The sequence below is a fragment of the Actinomadura sp. NPDC023710 genome, from assembly GCF_040639875.1.
GTDB classification, from domain to species: Bacteria; Actinomycetota; Actinomycetes; order Streptosporangiales; family Streptosporangiaceae; genus Spirillospora; species Spirillospora citrea.
Window position 1 is genome coordinate 43,210 of sequence record NZ_JBFAGB010000041.1, and the last position, 13,715, is coordinate 56,924.

Below are 13,715 nucleotides of genomic sequence, written 5' to 3' on the forward strand. Positions count from 1 at the left end.
AGCTGGGAGCCGGCGAGGGGACTTGAACCCCTAACCTTCTGTTTACAAGACAGATGCTCTGCCAATTGAGCTACGCCGGCGGGCTCGTCCCGCATCGTAGTCGACTTGGGGGCTCGGGGGGATCCGGGGAGTTTTTCTGGGGTCGGTGTCGATGTGTGGGGGGCTCGTTCGTGTGGGGTGGGGACGCTGGGGTGCGTCGGAGGTGGGCACGGTCGGCCATCGCGGGGAAGGACAGGGGCAGGGGTGCTGCTGGTGGTCGTGGAGGAGGAGAGATGAAGTCCTACGTGCTCAACATCATCCAGCCGGTGGGGGAGGTGCCGCCGCCGGAGGTGCTGGAGCCGATCATGGCTCGGCTCGCTGAGGTCCGGCGGGATCTGGAGCTGCAGGAGTGCTGGGTGTTCGGGCGGGGGCTGGAGCAGCCGGAGGCGAGCACCGTGGTGTCCATGCGGGGGGACGAGGTGATCGCGACGGACGGGCCGTGGACGGAGGGCAAGGAGCATATCGGCGGCGTCACGATCATCAGGGTGAGGGACCTGGACGCGGCGTTGAAGGTGGCGGCCAGGTTCACGCAGGTGACCGGGTTGCCGATCGAGGTGCGGCCGTTCCAGGGCGAGGGGTGATCGAGCGGGTCTTCCGGGAGGAGCACGGGCGCGCGGTGGCCGTGCTGGTCCGGGTGTTCGGTGATGTGGACGTCGCCGAGGAGGCGGTGCAGGAGGCGTTCGCCGAGGCGGTGCGACGGTGGCCGGACGAGGGGACGCCGCCCAGCCCGGCGGGGTGGATCATCACGACGGCGCGGCACAAGGCGATCGACCGGTTGCGGCGGGAGGCCGCGCGGGCCGGGAAGTACGCGCAGGCCGTGCTGCTCGACGTGGCGGATCCGGTCGAGGCGTCCGTGGTCGAGGACGATCGGCTGCGGCTGATCTTCACGTGCTGCCATCCGGCGTTGAGGATGGAGGCGCGGGTCGCCCTGACGCTCCGGTTGCTGGGCGGGCTGTCGACGGCGGAGATCGCGCGGGCCTTCCTGGTGCCGGAGAGGACGATGGCGCAGCGGCTGGTGCGGGCGAAGGCGAAGATCCGGGACGCCGGGATCCCGTACCGGGTGCCGGACGAGGGTGATCTGCCGGAACGGCTCTCCGGCGTGCTGGCGGTCGTCTATCTGGTGTTCAACCAGGGGTACGGCGGGCGCGAGGAGTTGGGGGCAGAGGCGGTCCGGCTGGGGCGGCTGCTGCGGGAGTTGATGCCGGACGAGCCTGAGGTGCTGGGGTTGCTGGCGTTGATGCTGCTCATCGAGTCCCGCAGGGACGCCCGGCGGCGGGACGGGGAGCTGGTGCTGCTGGCCGAGCAGGATCGCGGGCTCTGGGATCGGGAGCTCGTGGAAGAGGGGCAGGCGCTGGTGCGGCGGTGCCTCCAGATCGGACGGCCTGGGCCGTACCAGATCCAGGCGGCCATCAACGCGGTGCACGGGGATGCGGCGAACGTCGAGGACACCCGGTGGGATCAGGTTCTCGAGTTGTACGACCAGTTGATGGCCGTGGCGCCGAGTCCTGTGGTGGCGCTCAATCGGGCTGTGGTGGTCGGTGAGGTTCAGGGGGCTGGGGCCGCGCTGGAGTTGGTCGACGGGCTCCGGCTGGGCCGGTACTACCTGTTCCATGCGGTGCGTGCTGACTTGCTGCGGCGGTTGGGGCGGGGCGAGGAGGCGGCTGAGGCCTATGGCGAGGCCCTGAAGCGCACGGAGGACGGGGCCGAGCGGGCGTTCCTCAGGAGGCGGCGGGCTGCGGTCTCCGGTTGAAGGTCTGGCCGGCGACGAGGGCGCCCAGGGCGATGGTGAAGCCGACGACCTGCCATGGGGTGAGGGTCTGGCCGAGGATCAGCAGGCCCGCCAGGGTGGCGACCATCGGGTTGGTGAGGCCGAGGAGGGAGACGGAGGTCGGGGGCAGGCGGTCGATGCCGCGGAACCAGAGGGCGTAGGCGATCGCGGTGCCGACGATGCCGAGGTAGCCGAAGCCCAGCAGGTTCTCGCCGGTCAGCGAGGACGGGGCGCCTTCGAGCGCCAGGGTGAGCGGCAGGAGGACGAGGCCGCCGACGGTGAGCTGCCAGCCGGTCATGACCAGGGGCGATTCGGGGCGTCCCCACTTCTTGGCCAGGACGATCGCGGTGGCCATGAGGGACGTCGCGGTGAGCATGGCGCCGATGCCGAGGGGGTCGAGCCGGGCGTCGGCGCCGAGGGTCAGCAGCGCGACGCCGCCGGTGCCGGCGAGGGCGGAGTACAGGACGGCGCGGGCCGGGCGGATCCGCAGGACGCCCATCGACAGCAGCGCCACGACCAGGGGCTGGACGGAGCCGATCGTCGCTGCGACGCCGCCGGGGAGGCGGTAGGCGGCGAAGAAGATCAGCGGGAAGAAGGCGCCGAAGTTCAGCAGGCCGAGGACGATCGACTTCCACCACCAGTCGCCGCGCGGCAGGCGGTGGGTGGCGGCGAGCAGCACCAGTCCGGCGGGCAGGGCGCGCATGGTGGCGGCCAGCAGGGGGCGGCCGTCGGGCAGGAGGGTGGTGGTGACCACGTAGGTGGTGCCCCAGCTCGCGGGGGCGAAGGCGGCGAGGGCGAGGTCGGAGGCGTAGCGGGTGCGCAGGGCCGGCGCCGGGAGGGCTGTCGACTGGTTCACCTCAACGTCAATTATCTGAACGTTGAGATTATTTCCGATCTCAGGCGCGGAGGCGGCTGATCTCGTACAGCGCGATGCCCGCGGCCACTCCGGCGTTGAGCGACTCGGCCCTCCCCGGCATCGGGATCGTGACGAGCATGTCGCAGGTGTCGGCGACGAGGCGTCCGAGGCCCTTGCCCTCCGAGCCCACGACCAGCACGAACGGCCCGGACGCGAGTTCCAGGTCGGCGACGGTCACGCCGCCGGCGGCGTCCAGCCCGGCGACGAAGCACCCGGCCTTCTGGTAGGCCTTGAGCTGGCGGGACAGGTTCGTGGCCTGCGCGACCGGGATGTTCGCGAGGGTTCCGGCGGACGACTTCCAGGCGCCGGCCGTGACCCCCGCCGCGCGCCGCTCCGGGACGACCACGCCGGTCGCGCCGAACGCGGCGGCGGAGCGGACGATCGCGCCGAGGTTGCGGGGGTCGGTGATGCCGTCCACCGCGACGACCAGCGGGGCCGTGCCCTTGAGCAGGTCGTCCGGGTGCGCGTACCGGTAGGGCTTGACCTGCAGCGCGATGCCCTGGTGGACGGCGCCGTCGGTCAGCCGGTCGAGCTCGTTCTTGCCGGTCTCCAGCAGCGGGATGCGGCGGTCGGCGGCGATCTGGATCGCCTCGCGCACCCGCTCGTCCGTTCCGGACGTGACGTACAGGGCGGTGCCGGGGACGCCCGCGCGCAGCGCCTCGACGACCGGGTTGCGGCCCGTGACCAGCTCGGGGACCTCGCCGGTCGCGCGCCGCGCGCCCGCGGGGCGTCCGGCCGGACGGTTCTCCGACGGGCCCTGGGCGCGCGCGCCCGGCCCCAGCGTCGGGGTGCCGGTGCGCTTGGCGCTCTTGACGGCGCGGGCCTTCTGGCGCTTGCCGTGCCAGTGCCGGTCCTCGGCCTTGGGGGTGGGTCCCTTGCGCTTGGCCATTGTCGGTTACGCCCTTCGCGACGGTTGCGTGCTCGCCCCTGCCGGGCGGCTCAAGTTCTCAGCGGACGGCGACGAACCCCCGCGAACATTCGATTTTATCCGCCGCGCGGGTTCCCCATGCACGGTCAGCCGCGCTTCAGTTCCCAGCGGGGACCCTGGGGGGTGTCCTCGACGAGGACGCCGGCCTCCGACAGGCCGTCGCGGATCGCGTCGGCCGCCGCGTAGTCCTTGCGGGCGCGGGCCGCCTGCCGCTGCTCCAGCGCCACCTTGACCAGGGCGTCCACGACGGGGTGCAGGTCGTCCTCCCCCGAGGCCCGCCACTGCGGGGAGAGGGGGTCGATGCCGAGGACGCCGGCCATCGCCCGGACCGCCGCCAGGTGCTCCCGCACCGCGTCGCGGTCGCCGGACGCCAGGGCGCTGTTGCCCTCCCGGACGGTCTCGTGCAGCACCGCCAGCGCCTGCGGGACGCCAAGGTCGTCGTCCATCGCGGAGGCGAAGGCGGACGGGACGGAGGACGGCGAACCGGCGCCCACCTGCTCCGAGGCCCGCGTCACGAAGCCCTCGATCCGCTGGTAGGCGGAGACGGCCTCGGCCAGGGCGGCGTCGGTGTAGTCCATCAGCGACCGGTAGTGCGCCGAGGCGAGGTAGTAGCGCACCTCGACCGGGCGGGCCCTGCCCAGCAGGTCGGGCAGCAGCACCACGTTGCCGACCGACTTGCTCATCTTCTCGCCGTCCACGGTGAGGAGGCCGTTGTGCAGCCAGTAGCGCGCGAAGCCGTCGCCCGCGGCGCGGGACTGCGCGATCTCGTTCTCGTGGTGGGGGAAGATCAGGTCGACGCCGCCGCCGTGGATGTCGAAGGTCGGGCCGAGGTAGCGGGTCGCCATCGCCGAGCACTCCAGGTGCCAGCCGGGGCGCCCGTCCCCCCAGGGCGTCTCCCAGGACGGCTCCCCCGGCTTCGCGCCCTTCCAGAGCGCGAAGTCGCGCGGGTCGCGCTTGAGGTCCTCGTTGGGGGTGTCGCCGGCGGAGCGCATGTTCTCCAGCCGCTGGTTCGACAGCGCGCCGTACTCGTCCGCCCAGGACTTGACGTCGAAGTACACGTCGCCGTCCACGGCGTACGCGTGGCCCTTGTCGATCAGCCGGCGCATCAGGACGATCATCTCCGGGACGTGCCCGGTGGCGCGCGGCTCGATCGTCGGGGGCAGGCAGCCGAGCAGGTCGTAGCCCTGGGTGAACGTGCGCTGGTTGCCCTCGGCGACCGCGAACCACGGCACGCCCAGCTCCGCCGACACCGCGATGATCTTGTCGTCGATGTCGGTGACGTTGCGCGCGAACGTCACCTCGTAGCCGGACGCGCGCAGCCAGCGCAGCAGGACGTCGTAGATGACGCCCGAGCGCAGATGCCCGATGTGGGGGGCCGCCTGCGGGGTCGCACCACACACGTACATCCCCACGCGGCCCTCTTCCAGGGGCTCGAACGTGCGGACGCTACGGGTACCGGTGTCGTAAAGGCGCAGGCTCACGGGTTCAGGTTATTGGATCGGCGTCCGGCTACGTGGCGCATCGCACAGGCCGGGCTGGGCCATCCGGACATGCCACGGGGTCATTCCAACGGGAACGTCTCCGCCTGCCGGGCGACGAAAGCGGCGGCGTGCGGGCCGGGCCTGTCGTGGCAGAGGGCCGCGCCGGAGACTCAGGCTTTCCCGCCGGGGTCTCCGTCGGCGAGCCGGGCGGCGCGGGATTCGAGGTAGCGCCGCTCGGGCAGGCTCGTCGTGCCGCGGGCGGCGTCCCGGTACGCCTCGCGCGCGGCCGGTGCGTCGCCGGCCGTCTCCAGCAGGTGGGCCCGGACGGCCGCGAGCCGGTGATGTCCCTCCATCCGGGTGTCGCCGTCCAGCGTGCGCAGCAGGTCGAGGCCGGCGGAAGGCCCGTCCACCATGGCCAGCGCGACGGCCTCGTTCAGCGTGACCATCGGGTTCGGCGCCAGGTGCGCCAGCACCCGGTACAGCGCGAGGATCTGCGGCCAGTCGGTGTCCTGCGGCCGGGCGGCCTCGGCGTGGACGGCGGCGATCGCGGCCTGGACCTGGTACGGGCCGGGCGGCGACCAGGTGAGCGCGTCGGTGATCAGCTCGGTGCCCTCCCGGATCTCCTCGGCGTCCCAGAGCGTCCTGTCCTGCTCGGTGAGCGGGACCAGCAGCCCGCCGTCGGCGGTGCGGGCCGCGCGGCGGGCGTCGGTGAGCAGCATCAGCGCGAGCAGCCCGGTCACCTCCCCGTCGCCGGGCAGCGGCCGGTGCAGCGCCCGGGCGAGCCTGATCGCCTCGGCGGTGAGGTCCGCACGCTGGAGGTCGGGCCCGCTGGACGCGGTGTACCCCTCGTTGAAGATCAGGTACAGCACGTGCAGGACGGCGCGCAGCCGCTCGTCCCGCTCGTCCGGCGGCGGGGACCCGAACCGCGCCCCCGCCGCCTTGATCTTCTGCTTGGCGCGGCTGACCCGCTGCGCCATCGTCGCCTCCGGGACGAGGAACGCGCGGGCGATCTGCGCCGTGGTCAGGCCGCCGACGGCCCGCAGCGTCAACGCGACCTGCGAGGACGGCGACAGCGCCGGATGGCAGCACAGGAACAGCAGCGTCAGCGTGTCGTCGCGGTCGCCGGGCCGGTCCTCCTCCGGACCGGGCTCGGCGGGCTCCTCCGCGGCCACGGCCGCCTCGCGGTCGCGGCGGGCCCGCTCGCTGCGCCACTGGTCGGTGAGCCGCCGGGTCGCGACGGTCAGCAGCCAGCCGCGCGGGTTCTCCGGAACGCCTTCCCCCGGCCACTGCACGGCGGCGGCGAGCAGCGCCTCCTGCACGGCGTCCTCGCACGCGTCGAAGGCGCCGTGCCGCCGCACGAGCGTGCCGAGCACCTGCGGCGCGAGGGCGCGCAGCAGGTCCTCGACGGCCGGGGGCGTCCTCACATCTCCGTCCCGGAGTCGTGCATGACCGCCCGGACCTCCATGTACCCGCCGTACTTGACGTCCGGCCAGCGGGAGGCGATCTCCACGGCCCGCTCCTCGGTCTCGCAGTCCACGCTGACGTAGCCGGCGAAGTGCTCCTTGGCCTCCAGGAACGGGCCGTCCGTCACGGCCGGCCGGCCGTCCCTGCCCACGACGGTCCTGGTGAGGGACGGGTCGGCCAGCGCCGCCCCGCCGACCAGCTCGCCCGACTCGGACAGCTCGGTCATGATCGCCTCGACCTCGCCGAACAGCTCGGTCCGCTCCTGCTCCGTCAGCTCCTCCAGGAAGCCGGGACGGTTGTAGATCATCAGCATGTACTTCACGGTTCTCTCCTCGTGGTCGGGCGGCCCGTCCCCGGGTCCGTCGAAGGAGGATCGGAGCGGCCGGCCGGTTCTCGACACTCCCTGCGAAAGAATCTTCAGAAATCTTCGATCAGGTCCCTGACCTGGTGGCACAGGACGCTGAACGCCAGCGCGTCCGGCATCCGGGAAGCGATCGCCGCCAGCTCCGTGCGGCCCGGGCGGGCCTGCACGGTCACCATCCCGCCCCCGATCACCACGTCCTGGACGGCGCCCCAGGGCAGTCGCTCGCCGTCCTTCCCGACTCCGTCCAGGTCGACGGTGAACGGGCCCATCCGCACGCACTCCCCCGCCTTCACCGCCGCCAGATGGCGGGGAACGGTCCGGGCGGTCACCTCCTGGGCGACGGCCACGCCGAGCGTCCGGACCTCGGGGATGTCGTCGCCGAGCCGCAGCACGTTCCCGTCGTCGGCGACGACCGTGAAGCACCAGCGCACGCGCCCGCCGGGCCCGCCCGGTACGCCGACGACCGTCACCGAGACGAGCTCGTCCCACGTGTAGGCCCCGCCGCCCGGCCCGGTGAGCGCCAGGCCCCCGGTGTGGAGGGCGGCGACGCGGGACCGGACGCGCGGCCGGTCCCGTCCCGCCGTCCATCCGGCGGCGGCCGCGTACCCCATCGACAGGAGCAGCGCCGGGACGCCCACCCACCACACGCGATCGTGCAGGTAGGCGACGGCCGCCGGGACGAGCGCCGCGGCGGCCAGGCACAGCAGCGCCAGCCATGCCCAGGTGCGGCGGGCCGCGGCCCGCCCGTCGAAGATCCGGACCGGTGCGCCGAGCCGGTCCCGGGGGAGCGCCACGACGGCGCTACCCTGCCGCGCGGGCCCGCGTGACACGCACGAACCTGCCGCACGCCATCACTGCCTCCCTTGCCTGTCGTCACCAATACCGTACGTCTCCCCACTTATAGTGCGCAGCGCCACAGTGATCACTAAGAAGTTGCGGTTCGGTGGCGTCCCGGCTGGTTAATCTCGGCGGAGGACCCCTCCTTCCGGAACGAGAGACATGCCGACTGATCCGACCCGGCCCTCCTACACCCCCGTGCAGCGGCGGCTGCTCACCACCGCCGCCGGTCTCGTCGTCGCCGCGCTCGCGGGCGGCGCGTTCGCGCTGACCTACGACGTGCTGCGCGAGCTCGCCGTCACCGGCGGGGTGAGCCGCCGCTGGGCACCGCTGTACCCGGCGATGGCCGACACCCTCACCGCCGTGACCATCCTGTCGCTCGTCGTCACCCGCAACGCCCGCTGGTGGACGCGGCTGCCGCGCTGGACGCTGCTGGTCCTGCTCCTCGCCGGGGGCGCCGCCGTCTCCGTCCAGCACTCGGTCCGCGGGTTCGGTCCGCTGCCGGACGACGCGGTGCGGACGGGCGTGGCCGTGGCGCCGCACGCCATGCTCGTGATCGCCGTCTGGCTGTGGCTGACGATGGTCAAGCAGATCCGGGTGGCGCGGCCGGCCGCCGGGGATGAGGGACCGGTCGAGGCGCAGCGCGGCCATGTCAAGGTCCTGGGGCCCGCGGCACCGCCGCTCGCGCTGGAGGCGCCCGCCGCACAGGGAGCGGAACCGGAACCGGAGCCCGAGCGCGAGCCCGAACCGGAGCTTGAGCCCGAGCCGGACCCGGACCCGGACCCGGAGCCGGAGCCGGAGCCGGAGCCGGAGCCGGAGCCGATCCTGCCGTTCAAGGACGAGCCCGAGTGGCCCGCCGCCGAGAAGCCCGAGCCCGTCGCCGAGGATTTCGATTCCTTCGCCTGGGAGGAGAGCCTGTCGTCGGAACCGGCGCCGCCGCTGGACCCGCTGCCGCAGCCGCGCCGGCCGCTGGACGCGGTACCGGACCTGCTGCCGACGGACGTCGAACTCGTCCGGGGCCGGGACGGCGTCGCCGAGGAGCCCCCGGCCGCCGCGACGACCCGCCCCGACATCGTGATGCCCCCGCCCTACGGCGCCGACGAGGACGAGGACGACGGCCCGCCCGCCGACCGCGCCGAGGACCCCGACGCCGGAGACCGCGGCGCGGAGGATTCCGACGCGGGCGACCGTCCGGCCAGGGACGACTGGAACCCGCCGCCGTCCGGCAACTTCCGCAGCGGCCCCCTCCCTCCCGCCGAATAGGGAACGGTCCCGGCGCGGGCTGTCGGGCCTTTGCCCTGATCTGGAAACCCTCCTTTCCTCCCGCCGGGGCTGATCTGCGCGCATCGGATGAAAGGGAGGCGGCGGGGGAAGGTATGACTCCATGACGACCGTTTCATGGGTCGAGGGCAGCCAGGAGGGCGGCTTCGGCATCGAGAACCTGCCGTACGGGGTCTTCTCGCGCCCGGGGGAACTGCCGCGCATCGGCGTGGCCATCGGCGACCGCGTCCTCGACCTCGCCGAGATGTCGGCCGTGGGGCTGGTGGAGGACCGGCGGTACTTCGCCTCCGGGTCGCTGAACGCCTTCATGGTCGCGGGACGCGCCGCCTGGCAGGCGAACCGGGAGCGGGTGACCGAGCTGCTCACCGACGAGGCGTACCGCGAGCGGGTCGAGCCCCACCTGATCCCGGTCGCGGACGTGAGCATGCAGAGGCCGTTCGAGGTCGCCGACTACGTCGACTTCTACTCCTCGGAGCACCACGCGACGAACGCGGGACGGATCCTGCGGCCGAAGGGCGAGCCGCTCCCGCCGAACTGGAAGCACATGCCGGTCGCCTACCACGGTCGCTCAGGGACCGTGTATCCGACGGGGACGCCGATCATCCGGCCGTCCGGGCAGCGGCGGGCGAAGGACGAGCCGGAGCCGTCCTACGGCCCGTCGCGGCGCCTGGACTTCGAGGCGGAGGTCGGCTTCGTCGTGGGCGTCCCCTCCCCCGCCGGGCGCGGCATCCCGGCCGCCGCGTTCCGCGACCACGTGTTCGGTTTCGTGCTGGTGAACGACTGGAGCGCGCGCGACCTGCAGATGTGGGAGTCGCAGCCGCTCGGCCCGTTCCTCGGCAAGTCGTTCGCGACGTCGGTCTCGTCGTGGGTGGTGCCGGTCGCGGCGCTGGAGCCCGCGCGCGTCTCGCCGCCCGTCCAGAACCCGGTGCCGCTGCCCTACCTGCGCTGCGAGGAGCCGTGGGGGCTGGACCTGCACCTGGAGGTCCTGATCAACGGCCGGGTCGCGGCGCGGCCGAAGTTCGCGTCGATGTACTGGACGCCGCCGCAGCAGCTGGCGCACGCCACGGTGAACGGCGCCCCGCTCCGCACCGGCGACCTGTTCGCGTCCGGCACGGTCTCGGGGCCCGAGCGCGAGGAGCGGGGCTGCCTGCTGGAGCTCAGCTGGAACGGCCAGGAGCCCCTGCTGCTGGAGGACGGCACGGAGCGCACGTTCCTGGAGGACGGCGACACCGTGACCCTCCGCGCCCAGGCGCCGGGTGCCTCCGGTTCCCGCATCGCCCTCGGCGACGTGACGGGGACCGTCCACCCGGCTCTGCCGTAGCGGCGCCCGTTACGCGGGTGGGAGGACGAGAGCGTTGGCGATGGCCGCCAGGCCCTCGCCCCGCCCCGTCAGGCCCAGGCCGTCGGTGGTCGTGGCGGAGACGGTGACCGGGGCGCCGGACAGGGCCTCGGTGAGGGTCTTCTCCGCCTCGGCGCGCCGTTTGCCGATCTTGGGACGGTTGCCGATGATCTGCACGGCGACGTTGCCGATCGTGTAACCGGCCTCGTCGACGCGCCGGGCGACCTCGCGCAGCAGGTCGACGCCGGAGGCGCCGGACCAGCGCGGATCCGAGGTGCCGAAGACGGCGCCGAGGTCACCGAGACCACAGGCCGAAAGGAGCGCGTCGCAGGCGGCGTGCGCGGCGACGTCGCCGTCGGAGTGCCCGGCTAGGCCGTGGCCCTCACCCGGCCATTCGAGCCCCGCGACCCAGAGGGGGCGGGGCTCGGACGAGAACGGGTGGACGTCGGTACCGACGCCCACCCGAGGGAGCCGTTCGTTCAACGAGGCCGACCGCTCAGCTGGCCAGGACCTCGTCGAGCAGCGCCTCTGCCTTGTCCTCGTTGGTCTTCTCGGCGAGCGCGAGCTCGCTGACGAGGATCTGGCGCGCCTTGGCGAGCATCCGCTTCTCACCCGCGGACAGACCGCGCTCCTTGTCGCGCCGCCAGAGGTCGCGGACGACCTCCGCGACCTTGTTGACATCGCCGGAGGCGAGCTTCTCAAGATTCGCCTTGTACCGGCGCGACCAGTTGGTGGGCTCCTCGGTGTAGGGTGCGCGAAGCACCTCGAACACCTTCTCCAGCCCGTCCTGGCCGACGACGTCCCGGACGCCCACGTCCTCGACGTTCTCGACCGGGACCCGTACCGTCAGGTCACCCTTGTCAACCTTCAGGACCAGGTAGGTCCTGTCCTCACCCTTGATGGTGCGAGTCTCGATGGCCTCGATCCGAGCAGCCCCATGGTGGGGGTAGACGACGGTGTCGCCGACCTGGAAAGTCATGTGACAAGTACCCCTTCCGCTAACACCAGGGTAGCACGGAAACGAGCGTGCCCGAACCGGCCTTCCCGACAAATGCGCAGGTCAAGCCACATATTGAGGTATTGACAAACCCCTTTATTGGTGCATCGCCGACCAGTTCCCCCCACTCAGCGTAGCCGACAGAACACCGCGATCCCACCCCCGCGCCTTTACCGGCAACGGGCCCCCGGTTACAAGCATCGTTCCGCCGGCGGTGCGGGCGGGTTCCATACTGGGATGTGAGCACCCTGGGTCGCGCGGGTACGAAGCGCCCGGAAGGGTCTCAACAGGACACGGCGTGGGGACGCGCGTCCCGCGGGAACACCGATCGGCGAGGGAGGTGTCGCGTGAGGCCGGACGGCGGCGACCCGGAGCCCGACGACTACGGGCTTCCGCGCGTCGACGTCGTGGTGCCCGATGACGCCCGCGAGCTGGAGCGGGACGTCACCGCCTACCACCGGGAGAGGCGCAGGCGGCGGCGCAGGGCCCGGGTGCGGCGGCTGTACCGCCCGCTGACCCGGTTCGGGGTCGCCGTCCCGATCATCGCGGGCGCGCTGCTGGTCGCGCTGCTGAGCGGCGTCCTGATGACGGCTTTCGGTCCCCGTCCCGCGCCCCGGCCGACGAGCGCCCAGCTGGCCCCCCGCCCCACCGCGAGCCCCGGCAGGGTCGGCGGGCTGCTGCCCGACCGCCGGGTCGACCTCGTGACGGCCGGCCGCACCTCCAAACCGCTGCGGGACGTGCGCCCCGGCGTGATCGCCATCGTCCCGCCCGGGTACCGGTGCGAGGCCCTGGTGGCGGAGCTGGCCGGCCGGACGCAGGAGTACACCCTCACCTTCTGGCTCGTCGCCGACCCGCGTCCCGCCGGCGCCAGGAAGCCCATGTCCCTGAAGGACCTCAGGGCGTGCGCGGGCACCGCCCACCTCGGGACGCCGCAGATCCTGGAGGACCGCGCCGCCGTCCTGGCCGGCGCGTACTCGCCCGCGCCCGGCACGCCCGGCCCGACGGGCACCGGCCTCACCGCCGTCTTCGTCCAGCCCGACGGCGTGGTCACCGAGGTCGTCCGGGCGCCCCGGTCCGGCCCCGAGCTCACCGGGAAGATCAAGGGCCTCGGTTCCGGTTAGACGGCCCCGCCAGGCGTGTCGGCCACCCCGGAGAGGGGTCACCGGCAGGACCTCGCTACGCTTCCCCTGGCGTATCTCACGCCAGCCCCACCACTTTCTGAAGCCACCTCTTCATCTGATATTTCGCGAGGAGACCGCCGCCGTGATCCGAAACAGCCGTCGAATGGTCGTGCTCGCCATCGCTGGCGCCGTCGCCATCGCGCCGGTGGTCTCCGGCTGCGGCGCCGGCGATAAGCCCCAGTCCGCCGCCCCCACGCAGCTCACCGAGGGCGTCAACGTGTCGGTGCCGAAGGACAGGCCGGGGGCCGCGCAGATCGACCTGCGCCACATGTTCCTGCTGGGCCCTGAGGCGGGACGGCCGATCCCCGCGGGCACGTCCCTGGCCCTCTACGGTGTGATCATCAACCAGGTGAAGGGCCGGCAGGACCGCCTGGTCTCGGTCAGCAGCCCGGCGTTCGGCGGCGAGGCGAAGATCGAGGGCGGCGCGCTCACCCTGCCGCCCGCCGCCCCGGACGGGACGGGCAGCTTCACCAGGCTGCTGGGCAAGCCCTCGGCGACCCCCACCCCGCAGCAGCCGGCCGGCAAGAAGAGGACGCAGCAGCCGGGCGGCACGCCCTCCGGCCAGGCCACGCCTTCCGGTCAGGCCGCGCCTTCCGGCGGCGCCACCCCCGAGCCGACCGGCCAGGGCGCGACGCCGAACGTGTCCGAGACCCCGACCTCGGAGAACACCACGGGCCCGCAGGGCGGCGGTCCGTCGGCCACGCCGAGCACCGGCGGGGATCAGCCGCTGGTGGTGCTGCCCCGGCTCGGCGAGGAGCTGCTCGCCGGGGCGACGGTGCCGCTGACGTTGCGGTTCGAGCGCGCCGGGTCCGTCGAGTTCTCGGTGCCCGTGGTGGCGCGGCAGGACGAGTTCAGCGGCTACCCGCTGCCGATGACGCCCGCCACGCCGCAGGCCCCGGGCGGCCGGACCCCGGGCCAGACGCCCGGCCAGACCCCCGGCGGAGAGGCGAGCACGTCGCCGTCCCCGGGCGCCGAGCAGGGCGGGCCGGAGTCGTCGCAGCCCCCGGCCACCACGCAGCCCCATGCCGCCACGGAGACCCCGGCCGCCGGCTGATCCCGAGCCCCGGCACCCGCACACATGAGAACGGCCCGTCCCGACCGGGACGGGCCGTTCTTCATA

The 13,715-nt window shown here is 73.1% G+C and carries 14 protein-coding genes and 1 tRNA gene; 6 read left to right on the top strand and 9 right to left on the bottom strand.

The window, feature by feature from the left end; genetic code table 11:
* Positions 1 to 7: 7 nt before the first annotated feature.
* Positions 8 to 80: transfer RNA gene (locus AB0H37_RS35680), tRNA-Thr, on the bottom strand.
* 192 nt (positions 81 to 272) lie between these two features.
* On the opposite strand from AB0H37_RS35680, the gene AB0H37_RS35685 reads away from it, so the two are divergent.
* Together AB0H37_RS35685 and AB0H37_RS35690 are read left to right on the top strand one after the other, a co-directional pair.
* Entirely contained in the window at positions 273 to 620 is a 348-nt protein-coding gene (locus AB0H37_RS35685) for a YciI family protein (protein WP_179832399.1), read from the top strand.
* The gene (locus AB0H37_RS35690; protein ID WP_360617100.1) at positions 617 to 1,789 is read left to right on the top strand and encodes a sigma-70 family RNA polymerase sigma factor; all 1,173 of its coding nucleotides are present in this window, start codon (positions 617 to 619) and stop codon (positions 1,787 to 1,789) included. Before AB0H37_RS35685 ends, AB0H37_RS35690 begins: the two co-directional genes overlap by 4 nt.
* On the opposite strand, the gene AB0H37_RS35695 is transcribed toward AB0H37_RS35690, so the two are convergent.
* The 6 genes from AB0H37_RS35695 to AB0H37_RS35720 all read right to left on the bottom strand — a co-directional run bounded on the left by AB0H37_RS35695 (position 1,758) and on the right by AB0H37_RS35720 (position 7,754).
* Entirely contained in the window at positions 1,758 to 2,663 is a 906-nt protein-coding gene (locus AB0H37_RS35695) for an EamA family transporter (RefSeq protein WP_360617102.1), read from the bottom strand. The two genes, AB0H37_RS35690 and AB0H37_RS35695, sit on opposite strands and share 32 nt — an antisense overlap.
* Positions 2,664 to 2,703: 40 nt before the next feature.
* Positions 2,704 to 3,612: a 23S rRNA (guanosine(2251)-2'-O)-methyltransferase RlmB gene (gene rlmB, locus AB0H37_RS35700; RefSeq protein WP_329095551.1), complete on the bottom strand. Its 909-nt coding sequence runs from the start codon at positions 3,610 to 3,612 to the stop codon at positions 2,704 to 2,706.
* Between the two features lie 125 nt (positions 3,613 to 3,737).
* Entirely contained in the window at positions 3,738 to 5,132 is a 1,395-nt protein-coding gene (gene cysS, locus AB0H37_RS35705) for a cysteine--tRNA ligase (protein ID WP_360617103.1), read from the bottom strand.
* Between the two features lie 170 nt (positions 5,133 to 5,302).
* Positions 5,303 to 6,556: a sigma-70 family RNA polymerase sigma factor gene (locus AB0H37_RS35710; RefSeq protein ID WP_329095555.1), complete on the bottom strand. Its 1,254-nt coding sequence runs from the start codon at positions 6,554 to 6,556 to the stop codon at positions 5,303 to 5,305.
* Positions 6,553 to 6,909: a YciI family protein gene (locus AB0H37_RS35715; RefSeq protein WP_360617127.1), complete on the bottom strand. Its 357-nt coding sequence runs from the start codon at positions 6,907 to 6,909 to the stop codon at positions 6,553 to 6,555. The genes AB0H37_RS35710 and AB0H37_RS35715 overlap by 4 nt, the downstream gene beginning before the upstream one ends.
* 104 nt (positions 6,910 to 7,013) lie before the next feature.
* Positions 7,014 to 7,754, bottom strand: coding sequence for a DUF6585 family protein (locus AB0H37_RS35720; protein ID WP_360617104.1), 741 nt, complete (start codon positions 7,752 to 7,754; stop codon positions 7,014 to 7,016).
* A gap of 205 nt (positions 7,755 to 7,959) precedes the next feature.
* Between AB0H37_RS35720 and AB0H37_RS35725 the strand changes: the two genes are divergently transcribed.
* Together AB0H37_RS35725 and fahA are read left to right on the top strand one after the other, a co-directional pair.
* The gene (locus AB0H37_RS35725) at positions 7,960 to 9,060 is read left to right on the top strand and encodes a DUF2637 domain-containing protein (protein WP_360617105.1); all 1,101 of its coding nucleotides are present in this window, start codon (positions 7,960 to 7,962) and stop codon (positions 9,058 to 9,060) included.
* A gap of 121 nt (positions 9,061 to 9,181) precedes the next feature.
* The gene (gene fahA, locus AB0H37_RS35730; protein ID WP_360617106.1) at positions 9,182 to 10,399 is read left to right on the top strand and encodes a fumarylacetoacetase; all 1,218 of its coding nucleotides are present in this window, start codon (positions 9,182 to 9,184) and stop codon (positions 10,397 to 10,399) included.
* A 9-nt stretch (positions 10,400 to 10,408) separates the two neighbouring features.
* On the opposite strand, the gene ispF is transcribed toward fahA, so the two are convergent.
* Positions 10,409 to 10,879 (bottom strand): 2-C-methyl-D-erythritol 2,4-cyclodiphosphate synthase, encoded by a 471-nt coding sequence (ispF, locus tag AB0H37_RS35735; RefSeq protein WP_329095563.1) that lies wholly within the window; start codon positions 10,877 to 10,879, stop codon positions 10,409 to 10,411.
* A gap of 34 nt (positions 10,880 to 10,913) precedes the next feature.
* Entirely contained in the window at positions 10,914 to 11,396 is a 483-nt protein-coding gene (locus tag AB0H37_RS35740) for a CarD family transcriptional regulator (RefSeq protein WP_021599843.1), read from the bottom strand.
* Positions 11,397 to 11,761: 365 nt separating this feature from the next.
* On the opposite strand from AB0H37_RS35740, the gene AB0H37_RS35745 reads away from it, so the two are divergent.
* Positions 11,762 to 12,535: a hypothetical protein gene (locus AB0H37_RS35745; protein WP_360617107.1), complete on the top strand. Its 774-nt coding sequence runs from the start codon at positions 11,762 to 11,764 to the stop codon at positions 12,533 to 12,535.
* Positions 12,536 to 12,677: 142 nt separating this feature from the next.
* Positions 12,678 to 13,649 carry a hypothetical protein gene (locus AB0H37_RS35750; RefSeq protein ID WP_360617108.1) on the top strand — a complete coding sequence of 324 codons (972 nt, stop codon included), beginning with the start codon at positions 12,678 to 12,680 and terminating at the stop codon, positions 13,647 to 13,649.
* Positions 13,650 to 13,715 lie beyond the last annotated feature (66 nt).

Coding starts and splice junctions, on each gene's coding strand:
- fahA (WP_360617106.1), top strand. CDS start 9,182: ATGACGACCGTTTCATGGGTCGAGGGCAGCCAGGAGGGCGGCTTCGGC.
- AB0H37_RS35725 (WP_360617105.1), top strand. CDS start 7,960: ATGCCGACTGATCCGACCCGGCCCTCCTACACCCCCGTGCAGCGGCGG.
- AB0H37_RS35715 (WP_360617127.1), bottom strand. CDS start 6,909: ATGCTGATGATCTACAACCGTCCCGGCTTCCTGGAGGAGCTGACGGAG.
- rlmB (WP_329095551.1), bottom strand. CDS start 3,612: ATGGCCAAGCGCAAGGGACCCACCCCCAAGGCCGAGGACCGGCACTGG.
- AB0H37_RS35740 (WP_021599843.1), bottom strand. CDS start 11,396: ATGACTTTCCAGGTCGGCGACACCGTCGTCTACCCCCACCATGGGGCT.
- AB0H37_RS35685 (WP_179832399.1), top strand. CDS start 273: ATGAAGTCCTACGTGCTCAACATCATCCAGCCGGTGGGGGAGGTGCCG.